Raw genomic sequence first — 21,751 nt, forward strand, 5'->3', positions numbered from 1 at the left:
GAGCGGCCCCCCAGCGGGCCGCTCCTTTTCTTTTGGCCCCAAGCTCCTGCGCGGGAACCTGCCTGCCGATCACGGGTTGCCCCTGTAAGACGATCGCGTTCGGGGAAGGCAAAGCAATGATAGCAGGTTACGCGCTTGGCGCGTTGGGCGCGGTGATCCTAGCTGTTGTGCTGCTGGACTTTCTCTACACCGCCATCGGTGCCGCCCCTGTCGCGCCCCTGTCAGAGCGGGTTGCACGGGCGGCGTTCTTCGTTTTTTCCAAGATCATGCCAGAGGGCAACGCCCGCCACCGCCTCTCTGGCCCGGTGGTCATGACAGCCATTGCGGTGACATGGATCATACTCGTCTCGCTTGGTTGGACCTTAGTCTTTCAGATGAGCCGCGAGGCCGTGGTGATGACCGAAAGCGAACGCCCGGCGGGCTTTCTGCGCGATTTCGCATTCGTCGGCCACCTGCTTTCAACCCTCGGCGGCGGGCCGTTTCAGACCGAAAACCCCATTTGGTTGGTAATGTCGGTCCTTGCCGGGGTCAACGGTATGGTGATCCTCACCCTGTCGGTCAGCTTTGTGCTGTCGACCACCACCACTGTCGCTCAAGCGCGCGGACTGCTGACCAAAGCGTCTATGTTCGCAGCGGATAGCGAAGAGATGAACACCATCGTCCTGCCCGAGCTTGCCGATCTGGTGTCGAACCTCAACGCGATGCAATTCGCGCTCTACTACAGTGCCGAACACCCTGCCCGCCGCGTGCCTGCGGCGATGGTCGAGATGGCCCAGCGGGTCGCGCCTTACCCCGAACAGATGCGCCGCCTGCGCATTGCACTAGAGCCGCTGCCCGACTTTACCGCGCCTGAGGGCACCTTGGATCAACTGACCGATGCGCAGTTCATCGCCCGGCTGCGAGGCTGGGCGCGGCAGTATTCACTTTGAGCGCGAGGAACAGAACACCCTGCGAGCCGTTGGTCTTGACTCACCCAAGTGAAAGGAAACTTCATGAGCCCGAAAATCACCGTTCTTTTCTATTCCACCTATGGCACAAACCACGCCATTGCTGAGGAAGCCGCCCGCGCCGCCGAAGAAGCCGGCGCCGAGGTTCGCCTCCGCCGCTGCGCAGAGACCGCCCCGCAGGCCGTTGTCGATGGTCAAGACGCTTGGCGTGAGCAGTTAGACAAGATGAAGGACATCCCCGAGGCCAAGCCCGAAGACATGGAATGGGCCGATGGCTACTTCATCTCTGCCCCGACGCGCTTTGGCGTCGCCGCCAGCCAGTTCCGCGCTTTCATCGACACGCTGGGGCCACAGTGGCAATCAGGAGCGCTGGCCAATAAGGCAGTCACCGCGACCACTTCTGCGCAGAACCCGCACGGGGGCCAAGAAACCACGATCCAATCGATCTATGTCACCGCCATGCACTGGGGCGCAATCATCGTGCCGCCGGGCTATGCCGATGGGGTGAAGTTCGAAGACGGCGGCAACCCCTACGGCTATTCCTGCGAACCCGGCCCGCTGGATGAAACCGGCAAGAAATCCGTCGCCTTCCAAGCCAAACGTCTGGTCGAATTCGCAGGCAAGATCAGCGGCTAAGCGCGTTTTTTAGTGCCGGGAGAAACCGCTGCTCATAGTCGCTGCCGACCAGCGGCCCGGCAAAGCGGAACAGCACCGTGCCGTCCCCGCCAACGATGAATGTCTCTGGCGGGGCGGTCACGCCCCAATCAATCGCCACCCGCCCTTGAGGGTCGAAACCAACCCCGGCAAAAGGGCTTTTTTCGTCTTCCAGATAGGCGGTGGCGTTCTTCTCGGTATCTTTGAAGTTCACGCCGATGATGTTCATCCCCTCGGCCTGCATCTCCAGCAGCTTGGGGTGTTCGGCACGGCAAGGCGGGCACCAGCTTGCCCAGAAGTTAACGAGGCTCACCTCCCCCCCGCGCAGCATGTTGTCGGCGGCCTGCGGATAGCCCGGCAGCGCGACCTCGGGCATCGCGGGCGCCTGTTGGCCAACCAGCGTAGAGGGTAGCCCCTCGGGGTCATCGCGGTACATGCCGAGCGCTGCCAGTGCCACGAAGGCCGCGAAAATCAGCGGCGGGGCGATCATCATGGGAGAGAGTTTAGCCACGGCGTCCGGCCTCCTGCTCAGTCTCTTCCAACGCACGACGGGCTGCGCGGCCCCGCAGCAGGGTCACCCCGACCAGCGCGGCCAGCAACAGCAGTGACACGCCATAGGCCGAAAGCACCTCAGCCGCATATTTTCCAAGTTCCGGCATCACGCCCCCCTGTTCATCCGCGCCCGCAGCGCCGCCGTGCGGCGCAGGCGAATTTCGGTGCCCGTGCGGTAAACAACCAGTGCCAGAAACAGCAGGCCAAAGCCGATCATCGCCAGTACCAATGGGTAGAAAAACACATCCGCCACGCTGCGGTTACCGGTGGCCACGGGGATCGACGTGCCCTGATGCAGCCCTTGGTTCCAGAACTGCACCGCATAGCGCGACAACACCGCGAAGACCGAGCCAACGAGGCAGAGGACCGAAGTGAGATCAGCGGCAGTGTCCGGGTCTTCGACCGCCTGCCACAGCGCAATATAGCCAAGATAGAACAAAAACAGGATCAGAAACGATGTCAGCCGCGGATCCCAAGCCCACCATGTGCCCCACATCGGTTGGCCCCAGATCGCACCCGTCACCAGCGCGATTAACGTCATGACCAGCCCCACGGGGGCCGCGGCCTTGGCCGCCAGCGCGCTGACGTGGTGCCGACGGATCAGCCAGATCAGCGAGGCGACCAGCATCATGAACCACGCGTTGATCGCCATGAGGGCGGCAGGCACGTGCAGATAGATGATCTTGACCGTGCTGCCTTGGCGCGCGTCATCGGGCGTGCCGAAGAACCCCCAAAGCAGGCCGACGCTTACAAAGACTGCCGCCAGCGCCCAAAGCACAGGTTGCACACGCTCTGATAGCGCAAGGAATTTGACCGGGTTTGCGTATTGCCAAAGGGACATGCGGTTTACCTATCGCGCGGGTGGGTGGTGCTCAATGCACGATTTCTTGGGGTCATCGCAACCCCATCCGAAGCACCGCCGCTGCGGCAAATGGCATCAAAGCCACCACGGCCAGCGTCAGCCCCGCCAGCATCAAGAGCGGTGTGCTGGCATCCAGCCCCGCGCTGCCACGCCGCGCAACCTCGGCCCCGAAAATCAGTGTCGGAATATAGAGCGGCAACACCAGCAAGGACAGCAACAGCCCGCCGCGTTTGATCCCCACCGTCAGCGCCGCGCCGAACATGCCGATGACCGACAGCGCCGGGGTGCCGAGGGCGAGCGAGGCCAGCAGCCACAGATGACCGGGTGCCGCGAGTTGCAGCATCACCCCAAGGAAAGGCGCCGCCAGCACCAGCGGCAGACCCGTGGTCAGCCAATGCGCCAAAGCCTTGATCGCCAGCGCCCCTTCGAGGGGCAAAGGTGCGATGAGCAGCAGTTCGAGAGAGCCGTCTTCGAGGTCGAGCGCCAGCAGACGGTCGAGCGACAATAGGCAGGCCAACAGCGCCCCGAGCCAAAGCACACCGGGGGCAATCGCCTTGAGCAGCGTGGCCTCCGGCCCGACGCTGAAGGGGACCAGCATCGTCACGATCAGGAAAAACGCCAACCCAAGGCCAAAGCCCCCGCCCGCGCGCAGCGCCAGCCGCAAGTCTCGCAGGAGCAGCGCCTTCATAGAAACGCCGCGTCGCTGGCGCCGAGATCGGCATCGGAGGACGCGCGGTAGGTGCTGATGTCAAGCACACGGGCATCGACCCCCAGATCAATATGCGTGGCCATCAGGGCCGAACCACCCGCCGCCAGATGCCCATGCAGAACGCTGCCGAACAGCGCGACAGCATCCGCATCGAGCGAAACCGTCGGCTCATCCAGTACCCAGATCGGCCGCCCGGTTACCAACAGCCGCGCCAACCCCAGACGCCGCTTTTGCCCGGCAGAGAGCGTCCCTGCCAAACGATCTGCAAGCGGCCGCAGCGCATAACCGTCAAGCGCCTGCGCAATATCAACATTTCCAAAGACTTGCACCCAAAAGCTTAGGTTCTCGCGCACCGTTAACATGGATTTCAGCCCGTCCGCATGGGCAGCATAGGCCACGCGGTCCTCCGCCCCTTCGATCTGCCCCGTGAGCGGCGTTTGCAGCCCAGCAATGCAGCGCAGCAGCGTTGTCTTGCCTGCCCCATTAGGGCCACGCAGCACCAAGGCCTCCCCCGCCTCCAGAGCAAAGGATACGCCCGAAAGCACCGGCACTCCGCCGCGCGCCACGCTGAGATCGCTCACTTTCACTGGCGACGCCGCTCCGCCCTTAGACCGGCAAGAGGGCCAGCGCGATGCGCCGCCCCTCGCTCAGCAAAATATTATAAGTCCGACAGGCGGCGGGGGAGGACATGACCTCAACCCCCAGACCGGCCTCTTCCAAGGTCTCACGCAGGTCGTCGGGGATATGCGCCACCTCCGCCCCGGTGCCGAGGAAGACCACATCGACCTTGCCCGCCAGCGCCAGCACTGGCGCGGGATCGGCCAGACCACCCCAACCGGTGATGCCTTCGGGACCGATCACCAGTGGGCCCTGCACGACTTCTCCGCCAATGCGGAAAAAGCCGGGGCCATAGCCGTCGACCGGTTTGGCGTCGGTATAGGTGATCTCGTTCAATCGCATGTCATGTCCCTCTCAGGCTCAGATATTCCACAGCGGCAGACCAAGGATAGCCGATGCGGCGATGACGATATAGGCCACTGCGCGAAAAAGCCGCTCTCCGGACGGATCGAACAACCGCGCCCCGATGATATTGGCGATGAGATTGGGCACCGCAGCAAGAAGCCCGAGGACCAGCACCCCCCAGACCACCTGACACGTCGCCGCCAGCATCGCGAAGAGCATAAGGTCGATCCCAAGCAGATAGAGCAGGAAATTGGCCCGGATCACCGCAGCGGGCCGACGGCTGGCCATATAGAGCAGGATCACCGGCGGCCCGGCGATGCCAGCAAAACCAGTCATGAAGCCCCCCAGAGCGCCGGTGGCGGTCACCAACTTCGCGCCCAGTGGTCCGTGATAGCGCCAGCCAGCAAGCAGCAGCACCAGAAGCCCCAGAACCACACCGGAAACGATCCAGCCAAAGCCCTCGGGCGACATCAGCGACAGCCCCCACAGGCCCAGCGGCATCCCGATCAGCACGCCCAGCAACAACCGCCCCACTTCACGGGGGGCACCTTCGCGCAGGGCAACGGGGAGGTTTGGCAAGGGGCCGATCAACTCGGCAGCGGTCATGAACAGGATCGCCTCGACCGGAGAGAGCACAGAGGCCGCCACCGGCATGATAATCATGGCAGAGCCGAAACCCGCAAAGCCGCGGACCAGCCCTGCCACGATCACGGCCAGCGCAAGCCAAGCCACCCCGGGGGTGGCCATGACCTGCGCCAGCAGGTCAGGCATCAATATTGGCGAATTGCGTGCCCGCGCCCGCGTCGGGCTTGGACCAGTCGCGTTTCACGCCAAGGTAGAGCACCACATTCTTGGCCACATAGACCGAGGAATAGGTGCCGACGATCACGCCCCATGTAATCGCAAAAACAAATGCCCGGATCACATCACCGCCCAAGATCAGCAGCGCGATCAGAGCCAGCAACGTGGTGCCCGAGGTCATCAGCGTCCGGCTCAGCGTTTCATTGACGGATAGGTTCATCACCTCACGCAGGGGGCGCTTTTTGTATTTGCGCAGGTTCTCCCGCAGGCGGTCAAAGATCACCACGGTGTCGTTGATCGAATAGCCGATGATGGTCAGGATCGCGGCCACCACGGGCAGGTCGAAACGGATTTGCAAGATCGAGAACAGGCCAATGGTCAGCACCACATCGTGGAACAAGGCCACCACCGCGCCGACCGAAAACTGCCATTCGAACCGCAACCAGATATAGATCAGGATCGCCGCCAGCGCCCCGCCCACGGCAAGAAAAGCGGTCTGAATCAATTCGCCCGAGACCTTGGGCCCGACGGATTCGACAGAGGTGAATTTGATGTCCGGAGACACGCTTTGCAGCGCCGCTTCGATGGTTTCGATGGTGTCGGTGGTCGCCGCTTCTTGGCCCTCTTGGGCCTGAACGCGGATCATCGCCACATGGCGGTCCGCGCCGAAACCGGGGTCAAAGACCTCGGAAATCGTCACGTCGCCCAGCTCCAACGGGCTCAGCGCATCCCGGTAGGCGCCCACGTCGATGGCCTCAGAGCTTTCGGTCCGCAGGGTCGTGCCGCCGCGGAAGTCGATGCCAAAGTTCAGCCCCATCACGCCCCAAGCGATCAGCGACAGGATCATCGCCACCACGGAAGCGCCAAAGGTGATCTTGGCATAGCCAAAAAAATCGAAGTTCGTGTTGTCGGGTACCAGCTTCAGTCGCATGTCAAACCTCGATTGTCTTGGGACGGCGGCGTTCAAACCAGATCACCACCAGCAAGCGGGTGACGAAATAGGCGGTGAATACCGATGTGACGATGCCAAGACCAAGCGTCACGGCAAAGCCGCGCACCGGGCCAGAGCCTAGGGCAAAGAGGATGACCGCCACGATGAAAGTGGTGATGTTGGCATCCAAAATGGCGCTCAGCGCGCGTTCATAGCCCAGCGAGATCGCCCGCGCAGCCCCTTTGGCGTTGCGTTGCTCTTCGCGGATACGCTCAAAGATCAGCACGTTGGCGTCGACCGCCATGCCGACGGTCAGCACGATCCCGGCGATGCCCGGTAGTGTCAGCGTGGCGCCGATGAGGCTTAGCAGGCCAAAGATCAGCCCGACGTTGATGATCAGCGCGACATTGGCAAAGAACCCGAAGAGGCCATAGGACGCCCACATGAAGAAAAGCACGGCGGCGAAGGCCACCATCGTGGCGATCTTGCCCGCGTCGATGCTGTCTTGGCCCAGTTCCGGCCCGATGGTGCGCTCTTCGACAAAGCTCAGCCCCGCAGGCAGGGCACCGGCACGCAGCAGCACCGCAAGGTTGGTGCTTTCCTCAACCGAGAAGCGCCCGGTGATGATGCCCGACCCGCCGGGGATATGGCTCTGAATGGTGGGCGCGCTGATGACTTCGTTGTCGAGCACGATGGCAAAGGGCGAGCCGATGTTTTCCGCCGTGTAATCGCCGAACTTGCGCGCGCCGGAAGTGTCAAAGCGGAAGGACACAGCAGGTGCCCCGTTCTGGTCAAAGCTCGGCTGCGCGTCGACCAATTGCTCGCCGGTGACGACAGGGGCGGTTTCAATCGTGTAAAAGACCCCCTCTTCATCCGCTGCGGGCAGGATGGCGTTACCGATGCCGGGGTTGTCGTTCTCATTCGAGCCACGGTTGACCACCGGGTTGAAGGTCAGCTGCGCCGTGGTGCCGATGATGGCTTTCAATTCCGCGGCCGAGCCGATGCCCGGCACTTGGATCAGAATGCGGTCTGCGCCTTGGCGCTGGATCGTCGGCTCACGGGTGCCGACCTCGTCGATGCGGCGGCGCACGATTTCGAGGCTCTGCTGCATGGTGCGCTCGTCAGTCGCCTGTTTTTCGGCATCCGACAGGGTGATGGTAATGGTGCCATTGGCGCCGCTCACGTTGATGTCGCTGCCGCCTGCCCCGGTGACCGTGGTGACGGGACGGGCCAGATCACGGGTGATCTGCAGCGCTTCTTCCATTTTGGACGGATCGTTCAGACGCACCCGCAGTTCGCCCTCGGGCGCTTCTTCGCGCCGGACCGGGGTCAGGCTGCGCAGAGCGTCACGAACCTCGGGCCATTGTGCTTCCATCCGCGAGGCATAGACATCGGCCAGTTGCACTTCGGCCAGCAGATGCGCGCCGCCGCGCAGGTCAAGGCCAAGGTTCACCAGCCCCGAGGGCATCCACTCAGGCCAAAGCGCGCGCTGCGCTTCAAGCTCTGGGGTGCTGCCCTGCACTTCGATCGCCGCAACCGCATCATTATGCTGCTCGACAGGGGTGTAAAACGCATTGGGAAGCGCCAGCCAAAGTCCTGCCAAACAGGTCAGGACAATGGCAATCCGCTTCCACAGATCAATCTGAAGCATGGTTCCGCCTTTGGGTTGCGGCCTCGGGATAGGGTTTATTTCGCCGGTTCGGTCTTGGAAACGACGGTCGCGATGGTGGCCTGCACCACGCGTACTTTCACGCCTTCGGCGATCTCGACTTCGACTTCGCCGTCTTCTTTGACCTTAACCACCTTACCGATGATCCCGCCTTGGGTGACGACCTGATCGCCCCGGCGCAGCCCGGCAACCATGGCCTGATGTTCCTTCGCCTTCTTCTGCTGTGGGCGGATGAGCAGAAAATACATGATCGCGAAGATCAGGATCAGCGGCACAAATTGCTGGATGCCTTCCATGGGGGTCGTCCTTTTCGATGGGTATTGGGCCGCAAATGGGCCTTGAGAATTTGGCCAGAACCTAAGCGCGGTAACAGCCGGGTGCAAGGTGGAAAGCCTATGGTACATACGGCTACGGCTTGGGCCGGATCGCCGCAGGGTTGCGGCCCCTACCGCCGCGCTGCGCTTTAAGGCATAACGCAGCCAAACCGACTCACCTGATCCCGAGGACAGACCATGCACGACATCCGCGCCATCCGCGACAATCCCGAGCTTTTCGACGCCGCTTTGGCCCGCCGTGGTGAGGCTGCAATGTCCGAGGCAGTGTTGTCCCTTGATGCCGCACGCCGCGCCAAGATCGCTGCCGCTGAGACGGCGAAAGCCGAGCAAAACAAGGCCAGCAAGGAAGTCGGCGCAGCAAAAGCCAAAGGCGACGAGGCAGAGTTTGACCGTCTGCGGGCCTTGGTCAGCGACAAAAAGGCCGAGGTCGCCGCAATGCAGGCCGAGGCGCAGGAGTTGGACGCGAAGCTGACCGATATGCTGGCCCGCATCCCCAACAATCCCGCTGAAGACGTGCCGCAGGGCGCCGATGAGAATGATAACGTCGAAGTGAAAAGCTGGGGCGACAAACCCAGCTTTGATTTCACGCCGGTTGAGCATTACGAGATCAAAGGTGTCAAACCCGGCATGGATTTCGAAACCGCCGCCAAAACCTCAGGTGCGCGGTTTGTCATGCTGAAAGGCGCCGTGGCCCGCATTCACCGGGCATTAGCCCAATTCATGATCGACACCCATGTGGATGAGAACGGGCTTACGGAAGTGAACTCGCCGGTGCTGGTGCGCGATGAGGCGATGTATGGCACGGATAAACTGCCAAAGTTCGGCGAAGACAGCTATCAAACGACCAATGGTTGGTGGCTGGTGCCGACCTCCGAAGTGCCGCTGACCTATTCCGTGGGCGGCGACACCTTGGAGCAAAGCGCCCTGCCCATTCGTCTCACCGCGCATACGCTCTGCTTCCGTTCCGAGGCAGGCAGTGCGGGCCGTGACACCGCAGGCATGCTGCGTCAGCACCAGTTCGAGAAGGTCGAGATGGTGTCGATCACACACCCCGACGAAAGCGATGCGGAGCAGCAGCGCATGGTGGGCTGTGCCGAGGGTATCTTGGAAAAACTGGGCGTTCCTTACCGCACGGTGATCCTCTGTACCGGCGACATGGGTTTTGGCGCGCGCCGCACCTATGACATCGAGGCTTGGGTGCCGGGACAGAATTGCTACCGCGAGATTTCCTCGGTTTCGACCACGGGGGATTTCCAGGCGCGGCGAATGAACGCGCGGTTCAAGCCCGAGGGCGGTGGCAAGCCGCAGTTTGTGCATACGCTGAATGGCTCGGGTCTGGCGGTTGGGCGGTGCTTGATCGCTGTGCTGGAGAATGGCCAGCAAGCGGATGGCTCGGTGAAGCTGCCTGAGGCGCTTGCGCCGTATCTGGGGGGCAAGACGACCCTGACGGCTGAAGGTGTGTTGGCCTAAGGCTATCACAAGGCCCGGGATCAAGCCGCAGGCGCCGGGCCATCGCCTGCCCGCCCGTCACGCCAGAGGCGTGCCAATACATACTGGCGCACCTTTGGTGCGGCGGGTAGGCGATTTGGTGAGGCTGGGTGCGACATTGAAGACGCACATCATGGCCGAGATATGAAGTGGCATAAATCACGGTCAGGATCGCCGACCCGCGGGCAGGCGTTGGCCCTTGGTTGCCGTGGCGGGCCGACGCTCTAGGATTAGATGCATCGCAACACCCATCCCGCGAGGCCCCACTTGCCCAAATCATCCCGCACCTTGATCGCAGCCCTTGCGCTGCTTCTCAGCATCGCTTTCGCGGTTTCCCCGTTCTTCGTGCCAGGCTTCTCGGGCTTTGACCCCAACCAGTTCCCGATCCCGCAAGACAACCCGCCCGCACAGCCTGCGGGCTATGCCTTTTCGATCTGGGGCGTGATCTACCTCTGGCTGATTGTGGGGCTGGCTTACGGGCTGTTGCGTGCGCCACGGGATGCGCAATGGCATGACATGCGCGTGCCGCTGTGTCTGTCGCTGGCAGTGGGCACCACATGGCTTGCAGTCGCCGTCATGAGCCCTATCTGGGCGGCGGTGCTGATCTGGGTCATGTTGATCACCGCGCTGATCGCGTTGTTCGTCGCCCCCGTCGAGGACCCGCTCTGGGCGGCGGCCCCTGTAGGCCTCTATGCCGGGTGGCTCTCTGCTGCCTCCTGTGTCTCGCTGGCGCTTTTGGCGGCGGGCTACGGCTACTTGGACGGGGAAACGGCAGCAGCGGTCTTTATCGGGCTGGCGGTGGTGCTGGGATTGATCGTGCAGACTGTATTGGGCCGCATTCCAACCTATGGCATCGCGGTGATTTGGGGGCTGTTGGGGATTGTCGCGGCCAATTGGGGTCACACTCCGCTGATCGCTTATATGGCGCTTGGGGGCAGCGTCATCATGGCGCTGCCCACCCTGCGGGCGTTTCTCAGACGTGGGTAAGGCGTCTTAATCTTTGCGGCGGCCGGCCGTGTGCTTGCGCAGCTTCGACGGCGCGGCTTTCTTGCGGTTCTTGTAAGGGTTCGCATCCGACTGGCCGCGCATCCACAGACGGATCGGCGTGCCGGGCATGTCAAAGTCGACCCGTAACCCATTGACCAGATAACGCGAATAGCTCTCCGGCACCTTGTCGGGATGGCTGCACATCACCACGAAACCGGGCGGGCGGGTCTTGGCTTGGGTCATGTAGCGCAGCTTGATGCGTTTGCCTTGCGGCGCGGGGGGCGGGTGCGCCTCCATCATGCCCGAGAGCCAGCGGTTCAGCTGGGCAGTGGTGATCCGGCGGTTCCACGTCTCATAGGCCCGCATGATCGCGGCCTGCAGGCGATCAAGGCCCCTGCCCGTTTTGGCGCTGACTGTAATTAGCGGTGCGCCACGGAGTTGCGGCAGAAGACGCTCAAAGCTTTCCTTCAATTCGCGCAGCTTGTCCTGACGGTTTTCCTCGATGTCCCATTTGTTCACGGCGATCACGACCGCCCGCCCCTCACGCTCGGCCAGATCGGCGATGCGCAGGTCCTGCTGCTCAAAGGGAATTTCGGCGTCGAGCAGAACCACGACAACCTCGGCAAATTTCACCGCGCGCAAACCGTCGCTGACGCTGAGTTTCTCCAGCTTCTCCTGCACCTTGGCTTTCTTACGCATGCCTGCAGTGTCGAAAATCCGCATCGGCACAGGATCGCCGTCCGGCCCGGCCCAGTCGGTCATCAGTGAGATCGCATCGCGGGTGATCCCGGCCTCGGGGCCGGTCAACAGGCGGTCCTCGCCCAGAATCTGGTTGATCAGAGTCGACTTGCCCGCATTGGGGCGGCCAACCACGGCGACCTGCAGCGGCTTGGCGCGGGTCGGCATCCGGACGGTTTCGGCCTCAAGGTCGGCATCATCCTCGGGCAAGTCCACATCCGTCTCGGGCGCATCCTGCACAGCGCGGTCTTCGTATTGATCGGCCAGCGGCATCAACATGGAGTAGAGATCGTTCAGACCTTCGCCATGTTCAGCGGAGAGGCGGATCGGCTCACCAAGACCCAGCGAATAGGCCTCGATCATGCCTGCATCTGCGGCTTTGCCCTCGGCCTTGTTGCCCGCAAGGATCACATGCGCGGATTTCTTGCGCAGGATTTCAGCGAACACCATATCAGATGGGGTTACCCCAACACGGGCGTCGATCATGAAGAGGCAGATGTCGGCCATATCAACAGCGCGTTCGGTCAGGCGCCGCATACGGCCCTGCAGGCTGTCATCCGTCACCTCTTCGAGACCGGCTGTGTCGATCACGGTGAAACGCAGGTCAGCCAGCTTGGCAGCACCTTCGCGCAGGTCACGGGTCACGCCGGGCTGGTCGTCGACCAGCGCGAGACGTTTTCCAACGAGGCGGTTGAACAGCGTGGATTTCCCGACGTTCGGGCGGCCCACGATGGCAAGGGTAAAGGACATAATTCAGGCTCCGGGCCCCGGTTGGGCCAGTTCAGACACGCGCCTTAGCCTATTTGCGGCCTAACGGAAAGCGTGCAATTGCCCCTTGGACGAGACGACGTAAAGCGTGCCGCCCGCCACAACGGGCGCTGTGGTCGCGCCGCCGGGGATTAGGGTGGTGCCGGTGAGCCCGCCACTCACGGGATCAAAGCTGCGCAGCACGCCATCGTTGGAGGCCACGATCACACGGCCCCCGGCGATGATCGGGCCATAATGCGCCACAACTTCGGATTGCTTTTTCGGCTTATCCTTGACGAAATTCGGCAGCGGTGTGCCCCAGATGCGACGGCCCGTGCTGGCGTCAAGCCGCACGAGTTCATTGAGATCGGTCACTGCGAAGACAGAATCGCCGGCAGGCCAAACCGGACCAATTGCCCCATCGCGGGCGACCCATTTGCGGTTACCGCTGTTCACGTCGAGTGCCGCCAGTCGGCCCGAATGATTGCCCACATAGACCGTACCGCCTGAGACCACGGGCGCGCTTGTCACATCGCCCACAAAGCTCAGCGCGCGGCCCGGACGTTTGCCCAGAACAGAGGTCGCCCACCGCTCAAGCCCGCCTTGACGGAACAGCCCCTGCACCTCGCCCGACCCAAAAGCGAAGATCGCCAGATCATTGGTCACTGCAGGCGCAGGCGCGCCCAGCACGTTGCTGAGGCTTGTGGTGGCGCCGGTTTGCCATTGGATGCGACCATCGGTCTTGTTCAGTGCCCAACCGGTATCGTCTCCAGCCGTAAAATAGACCAAATCGCCCGAGACAGTAGGTGTGCCGGAACCTGTAGCGTCGAGGTCTTGGGTCCAACGCACGCCGCCGGTTTTTACGTCGAGGGCAGCCAAAACGCCGAAACCGATAGAGACATAAAGCGTTTCCCCATCCACGGCGAGCCCGCCGCCAGTGGCCTGCCCCTGACGGTCAGAGGCAGGGGTGAGATCACGAGTCCAGAGGGTCTGACCAGAGGTCGAGGTCGCGGTGACCTGCGCGCCTGCATCAAGCGTAAAGATACGCCCGCCCGCGACCACCGGGTCGGCGGTGATGCGCTGCTTGCGGCTGTCGCCCGCGCCGATTTTGGCACTCCAAACCGGCTGCAATGTGCTGCGCAGCGCGGGATGGCTGATGCGCGTCGCGGCAGTGCCGATGCTATGGGTCCAGTTGGCGTTGTTCACTGTACCACCCAAGGCAATGGCACGGCTGGTGTTTGCCGGAACGGGGCCGTCGATGGCGTCAAATGCAGGGTCTTGCAGACCGGGATTTTGCAGCACCGAGCGCACATCTTCGCGCTTGCCCGGCAGATAGGTCTGCTTGTCTTCGCAGGCACTTAGCAGCAGCACGGTGCCGATGGCACCCGCCACGCCCAAACCACGCAGACCCGGACGTCCGGGTTTGGTTTCGCGATGCTTCGTCATGGACCTGCTCACTTTCTGTCTTTCCTCAACCTTCACGCCCCCGCCATTCTTGGCGAGTGGATATGTGTCAGTCACCCGTTGCTTCGGGGATCTCCAGCTCAGCCGCTGCAGCAGCGCTCTCAGCCCCCGGTTCTTCACCCAAGGCCACAATCACCTGAAGGGCGCGTTGTTGCAAGTCCGGGGTGGTTTCCGCATCGGAAAGAATGGATTGGTAGCGCGCGACGGCCTTGTCGGTCTCACCCTCTTGGATATCGATCAGGGCCAGTTGCTCTTCGGCCAGCAGACGCAGGGCCGCGCCGGGCTGGGCGAGCGCTTCGAGGGCCTGACGCCGCTCTGCCACAGGCACCGATTGTCCCTGAAGGGTCACGGCCTTGAACTGCGCAAGCTGGCGGTAGATCGGCGCAAGATCGCCGTCGAGTGCCACGGCGTCGAGCTGTTCCACGGCGGCGTCAATCTCACCGGCCTCGGCCAATGCATCGGCGCGCATGAAATTCAGCACGGCGCGGGCACCGGGGCCTTCGGCCTCAATCGGGGCAAGCGCTTCGGCGCGGGCGTTGCTGGCGTCGGCTTCCAATGCGCCGAGCATGGCGTCGCCCAGAGCTTCGGCCTGCGCACGCTCTTGTGCTTTGCTGTATTCGTTCCACGCGGCACCGCCGACGATGGCGACCACCGCGACCACCGCGATCCAGCCATAGCGGCGCAGCAGACCATAAAACCGGTCGCGGCGGACTTCTTCGTTCACTTCGTCAATAAAACTGTCGGTATCGCTCATCGCGCCCTGCCCCCGGCCTGATTTTGCCCCTCTTACCGCGCGTGGACAGCCAAGCCAAGACCCAGCGAACTTACGCGCGCCCTCTGATGACCGCTTGGCGCAGGCAAAGGTCACGCTAGGTCAGGGGCAGGATGCAGCAAAGGAGACGATGATGAGATCGATAGCAATGGCCGCAGGTGCAATCATGGCAGCGATGCCCGCCTTGGCGCAGGATTTGGTAGCCAAAGTCTCACCCCATGATGTCGTGACGACGATGGACCGGCTGGAAAGCGCGGTTGAAGAGGCCGGGGCTGAAGTGTTTGCCCGCGTCGATCACGCCGCCGGGGCCGAGAAGGTCGAGATGGAGCTGCGCCCGACGCAGCTTTTGATCTTCGGTAACCCCAAGCTGGGCACGCCCGCGATGCAGGATGCCCAGACTGCCGGGCTTGATTTGCCGTTGCGCGTGCTGGTCTATGCCGATGGCGAAGGGGCCGTGCATGTCACCTATGCCGACCCTGAAACGCTGGTGACAGCCCACGGCTTGCCCGAAGAGGCGGAATATATAACCAAGATGACCGAGGCGCTGGATAGCCTGACCGCCAAGGCGATTGGCGAAGAGTAACGCCTCTCCCCCGCCCGGACTCTAGCGTTTGGGCGGGGTGTTCTGCGCTTTGATCAGGTTTTCCAGATCGGTCAGCCGCGACATCACCTCATCGCGGTAGGTGTTGGTCTGCTCGTTGCTTTCCTCATGGTGCGCGTCTTGCATTGAGTTGACGATCAGACCCACCAGCAGGTTCACCACCGCGAAGGTCGTGACCATGATGAAGGGCACAAAGAACATCCACGCATAGGGATAAACCTCCATCACCGGGCGGACAATGCCCATGGACCAAGACTCAAGCGTCATGATTTGGAACAGCGAATACCCCGACCGGCCCAGCGTGCCGAACCACTGCGGGAAGTCAGCGCCAAAGAGTTTGGTGGCCATCACGGATGCGATATAAAAGATCACCCCCATGAGCAGGAAGACCGAGCCCATGCCCGGCAGCGCGTTGACCAGCCCTTCAACCACGCGGCGCAGCGAGGGGGCAACGGAGACGACGCGCAGCAGACGCAAGATGCGCAGCGCCCGCAGAACGCTGAGCCCTTGGGTGGCGGGGATCAGCGAAATGGCGACGATCACAAAGTCAAAGATGCTCCAGCCGCGTTTGAAGAAGTCCATCCCCCGACCGTAGAGCTTAATCGCGATCTCAATGACAAAGATGCCGAGGCAGACCTTGTCGAGCAGCAGGATCAGCGGCCCCACCTGCGCCATCACCTCATCCGAGGTCTCAAGCCCCAGAATGACAGCGTTAAAAAGAATCACGGCCAGAATAAAGTTCTGGAACGAGGGGCGGTCAGCCAATCGTGCCGCGCGGGCGCGCAGCGACGTCTGAGAGGGGGTGGAGAGATCGGTCATGGCGGTAGATATCGTGTGCCGCTTGGCACAACGCAAGAGCAGATCATCGTCAAAAACGCCATCGGCGGCAATGCTCCGCCCCCCTGCTGAAGAGAGGGGCGAGGTTTGCGTTAGTTCTGTTCTTCCTCTGCCTGCTGGCGCTGCCAGAGTTGGGCATAACGCCCGCCTTGCGCCAAGAGCATTTCATGGCTGCCCTGTTCGACGATCTCACCCTTTTCCAGCACGACGATGCGATCCGCCTCTGCGATGGTCGACAGGCGGTGGGCGATAGTTAGCACCGTGCGCCCTTGGCCCGCGCGGCGCAGCGCGTCTTGGATCTCATGCTCTGTCTCACTGTCGAGCGCGCTGGTCGCCTCGTCCAGCAACAGGATGGGCGGGTCTTTCAACAACGTCCGAGCGATGCCCACGCGCTGCTTCTCCCCGCCTGAAAGCTTCAGGCCCCGCTCGCCCACCGTGGTTTCATAGCCCTGCGGCAGCGACATGATGAAATCGTGGATCTGTGCCGCGCGGGCCGCATCCTCGACCTCGGCCTGCGTCGCGCCGTCGCGGCCATAAGCAATGTTGTAGCCAATGGTGTCGTTGAACAGCACCGTGTCCTGCGGCACCACGCCGATCGCCATATGGAGCGAATGCTGGGTCACATCACGCACGTCCTGCCCGTCGATCTTCAGCGCGCCGCCTGCGACATCGTAGAAACGGAACAACAGCCGCCCGATGGTGGATTTTCCCGAGCCGGTCGAGCCAACAATCGCCACCGTTTCCCCCGGACGCGCTTCAAGCGAGACGCCCTTGAGAATTTCGCGGTCGGTATCATAGGCAAAGCGCACATTCTCCAGCGTCACATGGCCGCCCGTTACCTTGAGGTCTGGCGCATTCGGCTTGTCATCAATCTCTGCCGGCTGTTCGAGCAGGCCGAACATCTGCCCCATGTCCACCAGCGCTTGACGGATCTCCCGGTAAACGGTGCCAAGGAAGTTCAGCGGCACGGTCAATTGGATCATATAGGAGTTTACCATGACGAAGTCGCCGACGCTGAGTTCGCCGCTCTGCACGCCCATCGCCGCCATGACCATAACGCCCACCAGCCCCGCCGTGATGATCAACGCTTGGCCAAAGTTCAGGAAGGCCAGCGAATAGTTCGTCTTGATCGCCGCGTTCTCATAATCCGCCATCGCCAAGTCATAGCGCGCGGCCTCGCGGCCCTCGGCGCCGAAGTATTTCACCGTTTCATAGTTCAGCAGACTGTCGATCGCGCGTTGGTTGGCCTCGGTGTCGCTGTCGTTCATCTGCCGCCGGAGGCGCACGCGCCATTCGGTGACGGCAAAGGTGAACCAGACATAGATCGCGATGGTCACGGTCACGACCACCAGATACCAAATGTCGAACAATACGGCGAGGATTACGCCGACAAGGATCAACTCAAGGATCAGCGGCCCGATGGAGAACAGCAAGAAGCGCAGCAGAAAATCGACGCCTTTGACACCACGCTCGATGATCCGGCTGAGGCCCCCGGTCTTGCGGGTGATGTGATAGCGCATCGACAGTTTGTGGATGTGTTGAAAGGTCTCAAGCGCCAACATCCGCAGGGCGCGCTGCCCGACACGGGCAAAGACCGCATCACGCACCTGCTGAAAGCCCACGCCCATCAGCCGCGCCATGCCGTAGGCCACGGTCAGCCCAATCGCCCCAAGCGCCAGCATCGGCGCGCCCTCGCCCGCAAGCGCATCCACCGCGTCGCGGTAGAAGAACGGCGTGGCGACGATGATCAGTTTCGACACCAAAAGCGCCAGCATGGCCAAGATCACCCGGCGCTTCACCCATGGCATATCCTTGGGCCAGAGGTAGGGCGCCACCTTGCGCAGCACCAAGAAGCCCGACTGACGCTCGGCGGCGTCGATCATCTCGGCTTCTGTGGGGATGCGCTCAGGCTTAGGGGTTTTGCGGTCGCGCCGACGCGCGGCGGGCGTTTGATCTGTATCGGCTGGCATGGAAATTCCTGAAGTGATTACAGGCTACATAGGCTCCAAAGCCGAGGGTTGCCAGTGCGGGGCGGCGCACAGCCGCTCTGCGCGCTGCGAATGCCACCCCGGTTTGGGCCCCTGAGGTCGGGCGTCAGATCACTCCGACACAGGCTCTTCTGGCAGGTCAAAGACCTGTCCGGGGTAGATCAGATCGGGGTCGCGGATATTGGCGCTATTGGCCTCAAACACCTTCACGTAAAGCAAGGGGTCGCCGTAGCGGTCACGCGAGATTGCCCAGAGCGTATCGCCTTTCTGGACTGTCACAGCGCTCAGCGGGCCGCTCAGCCCCTCGGTGGCGGCGGCCAGCACCTCGGGGGATTCGCGCTTGAACGGAGTCTCCACCCGGCTGGTCACGTCGCCCGCGCGGGAAAGCTCATCCACGCGCAGGGTATAGACGCCCTCATCGACATTGGGCAGATCGCCCCGCCAGCGGCCCTCTTGATCGACCGGCAGGCTGATCACCGCGTTATTGTTCAGATAGACCCGCACTTCGCTGGTATCCGGCTGGGCGCGGCCTGCAAGTTGCACATCGCCCTGATCGGAATAGCCGATGGTGTCGAGCGCCACATTGGTCATGACCTGCGGCGGCGCGGTGTCGAGACGCTCCACCCCCTCGGCAGTGGATTTCAGTACCGGGGCTGGCGCGGGAGGTTGGGTTGGTGCGATTTCTGGCGCAGATGGGTTTTCCGTGGCGGGCTTCGTGTTTCCCGGACCGGCGGCAGTGTCAGAGGTTGCCGCTGCTTGCGCGGATGGTTCAGCATTGGACGGCGTCCCTGCATCCCCAGTCCCGGTCTGAGCCAGCGGTGTGGCCTGAGATGGAGCCGCTCCATTCGCAGGCGCTTCCGCTTCGTCAGCATCTGGGTTCTGCACAGTCGGCGCGGGACCGTCGGTCGTAGCGGCGCCGGTTCCGGAAAGCGGTGTGGCTTGCGGCGGATCGGTTTCGGCTGATGATGCGCCCCCCTCCTCAGCAGCGGGGGTCTGCTCTGCGGGCGCGGTGGCGTCCGACACGTCGGTCCCGGTTCCAGCCAAGGGCGTAGCCTGTGCGGGATTGGTTTCGGCGGCAGGTGCCGCGTCTCCAGTCGCAAGGTTCTGCTCTGTCGACACCGTGTTTTTGGGCCCAGCGGTGCCAGTCCCGGACAGCGGCGTGGCCTGCGCTGGTTCGGTCGCACCATCGGTCTGGCGCGCCTTGTCCCTCGGCGCATCTTGGCCCGTCGTTACGGTATCTTCGACCTGAGCGGTACCGGTGCCTGCAAGCGGTGTTGCAGCGGTGGTTGTTCCCATCGGGCTTTCAGTCTCAGCATTCTCCGAAACCGCTGTCGCAGTCCCAGCGAGCGGGGTCGCCTGCTCAGGCGCTGTCTCGGACAACGTCGCCTCTTCGTCATTCTCTACCGACGCCTCGGCAGGCCTCTCGGAAACGCTGGTCTTCTTTGACGATTCTTCCTCTGCGCTCTGTGCTAGAGCCGTCCCAGTCCCAGCAAGCGGCGTCGCCTCTGGCGTACCTTCTGCCCCAGCCGTCCTAGATGCTGCACTCTCGCTCTCCGTATCATCAGCACCTAGGTCCGCAGCCTTATCTGCCAAATTAAGCGGGCTCTGCTCCGGCGCGGTATCCACTTGAGCTAACTCTACCGGCGCATCTGGAACGGAGGTCGGCGTAAGGATGATCTCCTCTTCCGACGCGATCTTGGCTTCGCCGTCCTGCCCCAAGAGGGTCAACACATGGCCCGCCCCATCTGGGGGGATCAACGCGAGGGTGGCAAACTTCCCAGACCCATCAGCGGTAGCGCTGGCGATCTCTTCGCCATCTTTCAACACGAAGACGGTGCTGCCAGGGGTTGCGCGGCCTGCGATTACGGTCATCCCGTCGCTTTCCCGGCGCACTTCGTCAAAAGAGGGCGCCTGGGGCTTGGGGGCCACCTCAGCCGTTTCAACCGGGGCGTCAGGTTCCGTCGCCGCCACACCTTCTGGCCCGACAGAAACGCCCTGCACGGCATTTGGCGCAAGGGTGGCATTTTCGGGTGTAGCATCGCGTTCAGGGACAACGGCCACAGCGCTTTGCGGCGCGTCTTCCGGCCCGGCGCGTTTGCTGCCGATCCACGCCCCAAGCGCGAGCACCGCCGCCGCAAAGGCGCCCCCCGCCATCGCCCCCATGCCGCCAAACCGGCCAAGTCCCTTGAACATCTTCTACTTCCCCTGTGGTTGAGCCTTTTTAGCAAGCAGGCTAACAGGGGTCAAAAGCGCAGACGATCCGCGCCGAATTTTCCTAGTCATCAGGACACTTTACCATGCAACATTCTGTCTGTGTCTATTGCGGCTCCCGCCCCGGAGATAACCCGGCGTTCACCCGAGATGCCGAAACACTGGGCCGTGGTCTGGCCGACGCCGGGCTGCGGCTGGTTTACGGGGCGGGCGATGTGGGCCTGATGGGTAGCGTCGCACGCGCGGCGCAGCAAGCGGGCGGCGACACCTTTGGCGTGATCCCCGCGCATTTGGTGGCATGGGAGGTCGGCAAGACCGATCTGACCCGCTACATCGTGACCGAGACGATGCATGAGCGCAAAAAAGTGATGTTCATGAACTGCGATGCCGTGGCGGTTTTGCCTGGCGGTGCGGGGTCACTGGATGAGCTGTTCGAGGTGCTGACATGGCGTCAGCTTAGCCTGCACGAAAAGCCTATTTTCCTAGTAAACACAAATGGCTACTGGGATCCCTTCATGTCGCTGATGAACCATGTCGTGGCGCATGGTTTCGCCGATGCGACGCTCCTTGATTACGTCACCGTGGTGGCGGATGCGGATGCCGCCCTCAGCGCCCTGCGCCGCGCCTTATCCTGATGGAAAGTGCTGATGGAATAGAGCGCCAGCGCGCCCCAGATCAGCATAAACGCCTGCACATGCCAGCCGGTAAACGGTTCGCGGAAGAGAACCACGGCACAGAAAAACTGCAAGGTCGGGTTGATGTAGCTCAGCAATCCGGCCGTTGCCATTGACAGCCGCCGCGCGGCGTAGCTGAACAAGATCAGTGGTGTCGCCGTGATCGGACCGGCCAACACCAAAAGCGCCGTATCGCGAAATGACGCACCAAAGGCCCCGGCCCCATTGTCACCCGTTTGCCACAGAACGAGCACCGCGAGGGGCAACAAAAGCATGACCTCCGCCGTGACGGAGACCACCGGCCCCACCGCCAACCGCTTCTTCGCAAGACCGTAAAGCCCGAAAGACGCCGCAATCGCCACTGCAAGCCACGGGGCGGTGCCCAAACCGTAGGTGAGCAGCGAAACGGCCACAGCCACCAGCCCCACCGCAAAAAGCTGCACGCGGTTCATCCGTTCGGCAAAAACCAAGCGGCCCAGCAGCACAGACACCAGCGGAAAGATGTAATATCCCAATGCGGCCTCGGTCGCCTGCCCGCTCTGTACGGCCCAGATGAAGAGATACCAATTTGTCGCGATCATCATTGCTGCAAATCCCAGCAGGGCAAACGCACGCGGCCCGGCCATAGCGGCCAGGATCGTACGCAAACGCCCCTGCAGGGTCAGCACCATCACAAAGAAAGCCAGCGACCACAGCGTGCGATGCGCCAGAACTTCGGCGGCAGGCACATGCGACAGCAATTTGTAAAAGATCGACGACAGCCCCCATATGCAGCATGCCACGATCATCGCGGCGAAACCTTTAGTGGTGTCGGTCATTTG

Annotated in this window: 23 protein-coding genes; 6 read left to right on the forward strand and 17 right to left on the reverse strand. The window is 62.4% G+C overall.

What is annotated here, in order from left to right:
• The first annotated feature begins 116 nt into the window (after positions 1 to 116).
• Complete coding sequence (locus K3759_RS10330; protein WP_259981615.1) at positions 117 to 929, forward strand: hypothetical protein; 813 nt, start codon at positions 117 to 119, stop codon at positions 927 to 929.
• 63 nt (positions 930 to 992) lie between these two features.
• On the forward strand, positions 993 to 1,583 hold the full coding sequence (locus K3759_RS10335; protein ID WP_259981617.1) for an NAD(P)H-dependent oxidoreductase: 591 nt from the start codon (positions 993 to 995) through the stop codon (positions 1,581 to 1,583).
• Here the strand turns inward: K3759_RS10335 and K3759_RS10340 are convergent.
• The 10 genes from K3759_RS10340 to yajC are packed head-to-tail and all read right to left on the reverse strand — an operon-like array spanning position 1,573 to position 8,384.
• Complete coding sequence (locus K3759_RS10340; RefSeq protein ID WP_259985618.1) at positions 1,573 to 2,091, reverse strand: DsbE family thiol:disulfide interchange protein; 519 nt, start codon at positions 2,089 to 2,091, stop codon at positions 1,573 to 1,575. The two genes, K3759_RS10335 and K3759_RS10340, sit on opposite strands and share 11 nt — an antisense overlap.
• A 13-nt stretch (positions 2,092 to 2,104) precedes the next feature.
• Positions 2,105 to 2,260 carry a heme exporter protein CcmD gene (gene ccmD, locus K3759_RS10345; protein ID WP_259981618.1) on the reverse strand — a complete coding sequence of 52 codons (156 nt, stop codon included), beginning with the start codon at positions 2,258 to 2,260 and terminating at the stop codon, positions 2,105 to 2,107.
• On the reverse strand, positions 2,260 to 2,994 hold the full coding sequence (locus tag K3759_RS10350; protein WP_093925839.1) for a heme ABC transporter permease: 735 nt from the start codon (positions 2,992 to 2,994) through the stop codon (positions 2,260 to 2,262). Before K3759_RS10350 ends, ccmD begins: the two co-directional genes overlap by 1 nt.
• Positions 2,995 to 3,046: 52 nt before the next feature.
• Positions 3,047 to 3,703 carry a heme exporter protein CcmB gene (gene ccmB / locus K3759_RS10355; protein ID WP_259981621.1) on the reverse strand — a complete coding sequence of 219 codons (657 nt, stop codon included), beginning with the start codon at positions 3,701 to 3,703 and terminating at the stop codon, positions 3,047 to 3,049.
• A complete protein-coding gene (ccmA, locus tag K3759_RS10360; RefSeq protein WP_259981623.1) occupies positions 3,700 to 4,311 on the reverse strand; it encodes a heme ABC exporter ATP-binding protein CcmA in 612 nt (203 codons plus the stop codon). The genes ccmB and ccmA overlap by 4 nt, the downstream gene beginning before the upstream one ends.
• A 19-nt stretch (positions 4,312 to 4,330) precedes the next feature.
• A complete protein-coding gene (locus tag K3759_RS10365; protein WP_259981624.1) occupies positions 4,331 to 4,684 on the reverse strand; it encodes an Mth938-like domain-containing protein in 354 nt (117 codons plus the stop codon).
• 18 nt (positions 4,685 to 4,702) lie between these two features.
• On the reverse strand, positions 4,703 to 5,458 hold the full coding sequence (locus K3759_RS10370) for a sulfite exporter TauE/SafE family protein (RefSeq protein ID WP_259981626.1): 756 nt from the start codon (positions 5,456 to 5,458) through the stop codon (positions 4,703 to 4,705).
• Positions 5,451 to 6,419, reverse strand: a complete 969-nt coding sequence (secF, locus tag K3759_RS10375) for a protein translocase subunit SecF (RefSeq protein ID WP_259981627.1) — start codon at positions 6,417 to 6,419, stop codon at positions 5,451 to 5,453. Before secF ends, K3759_RS10370 begins: the two co-directional genes overlap by 8 nt.
• A gap of 1 nt (position 6,420) precedes the next feature.
• Positions 6,421 to 8,070: a protein translocase subunit SecD gene (gene secD, locus K3759_RS10380; RefSeq protein WP_259981629.1), complete on the reverse strand. Its 1,650-nt coding sequence runs from the start codon at positions 8,068 to 8,070 to the stop codon at positions 6,421 to 6,423.
• Between the two features lie 35 nt (positions 8,071 to 8,105).
• Complete coding sequence (gene yajC / locus K3759_RS10385; RefSeq protein WP_007120154.1) at positions 8,106 to 8,384, reverse strand: preprotein translocase subunit YajC; 279 nt, start codon at positions 8,382 to 8,384, stop codon at positions 8,106 to 8,108.
• Positions 8,385 to 8,600: 216 nt separating this feature from the next.
• Between yajC and serS the strand changes: the two genes are divergently transcribed.
• Complete coding sequence (gene serS / locus K3759_RS10390; protein ID WP_259981632.1) at positions 8,601 to 9,893, forward strand: serine--tRNA ligase; 1,293 nt, start codon at positions 8,601 to 8,603, stop codon at positions 9,891 to 9,893.
• A 285-nt stretch (positions 9,894 to 10,178) separates the two neighbouring features.
• The gene (locus tag K3759_RS10395; protein WP_259981634.1) at positions 10,179 to 10,898 is read left to right on the forward strand and encodes a hypothetical protein; all 720 of its coding nucleotides are present in this window, start codon (positions 10,179 to 10,181) and stop codon (positions 10,896 to 10,898) included.
• 6 nt (positions 10,899 to 10,904) lie between these two features.
• On the opposite strand, the gene der is transcribed toward K3759_RS10395, so the two are convergent.
• The 3 genes from der to K3759_RS10410 all read right to left on the reverse strand — a co-directional run bounded on the left by der (position 10,905) and on the right by K3759_RS10410 (position 14,601).
• A complete protein-coding gene (der, locus tag K3759_RS10400; protein WP_259981635.1) occupies positions 10,905 to 12,386 on the reverse strand; it encodes a ribosome biogenesis GTPase Der in 1,482 nt (493 codons plus the stop codon).
• A gap of 60 nt (positions 12,387 to 12,446) precedes the next feature.
• Entirely contained in the window at positions 12,447 to 13,829 is a 1,383-nt protein-coding gene (locus tag K3759_RS10405; protein WP_259981637.1) for a PQQ-like beta-propeller repeat protein, read from the reverse strand.
• A 67-nt stretch (positions 13,830 to 13,896) separates the two neighbouring features.
• Complete coding sequence (locus K3759_RS10410) at positions 13,897 to 14,601, reverse strand: hypothetical protein (protein WP_259981639.1); 705 nt, start codon at positions 14,599 to 14,601, stop codon at positions 13,897 to 13,899.
• Between the two features lie 151 nt (positions 14,602 to 14,752).
• Between K3759_RS10410 and K3759_RS10415 the strand changes: the two genes are divergently transcribed.
• Complete coding sequence (locus K3759_RS10415; RefSeq protein WP_259981641.1) at positions 14,753 to 15,202, forward strand: DUF302 domain-containing protein; 450 nt, start codon at positions 14,753 to 14,755, stop codon at positions 15,200 to 15,202.
• Between the two features lie 21 nt (positions 15,203 to 15,223).
• Here the strand turns inward: K3759_RS10415 and K3759_RS10420 are convergent, their stop codons facing one another.
• From K3759_RS10420 to K3759_RS10430, 3 genes are all read right to left on the reverse strand, one after another.
• A complete protein-coding gene (locus K3759_RS10420; protein WP_259981643.1) occupies positions 15,224 to 16,039 on the reverse strand; it encodes an ion transporter in 816 nt (271 codons plus the stop codon).
• Between the two features lie 110 nt (positions 16,040 to 16,149).
• Positions 16,150 to 17,940, reverse strand: a complete 1,791-nt coding sequence (locus K3759_RS10425; RefSeq protein WP_259985619.1) for an ABC transporter ATP-binding protein/permease — start codon at positions 17,938 to 17,940, stop codon at positions 16,150 to 16,152.
• A gap of 216 nt (positions 17,941 to 18,156) precedes the next feature.
• Complete coding sequence (locus tag K3759_RS10430; RefSeq protein WP_259981644.1) at positions 18,157 to 20,238, reverse strand: LysM peptidoglycan-binding domain-containing protein; 2,082 nt, start codon at positions 20,236 to 20,238, stop codon at positions 18,157 to 18,159.
• Between the two features lie 104 nt (positions 20,239 to 20,342).
• On the opposite strand from K3759_RS10430, the gene K3759_RS10435 reads away from it, so the two are divergent.
• A complete protein-coding gene (locus K3759_RS10435; RefSeq protein ID WP_259981646.1) occupies positions 20,343 to 20,891 on the forward strand; it encodes a TIGR00730 family Rossman fold protein in 549 nt (182 codons plus the stop codon).
• Here the strand turns inward: K3759_RS10435 and rarD are convergent.
• Entirely contained in the window at positions 20,828 to 21,748 is a 921-nt protein-coding gene (gene rarD / locus K3759_RS10440) for an EamA family transporter RarD (RefSeq protein ID WP_259981648.1), read from the reverse strand. The genes K3759_RS10435 and rarD overlap by 64 nt on opposite strands.
• Between the last annotated feature and the right edge of the window lie 3 nt (positions 21,749 to 21,751).

Origin of the sequence: Sulfitobacter sp. W027 (assembly GCF_025143985.1) — a bacterium.
In the GTDB taxonomy this organism is placed as follows: Bacteria; Pseudomonadota; Alphaproteobacteria; order Rhodobacterales; family Rhodobacteraceae; genus Sulfitobacter.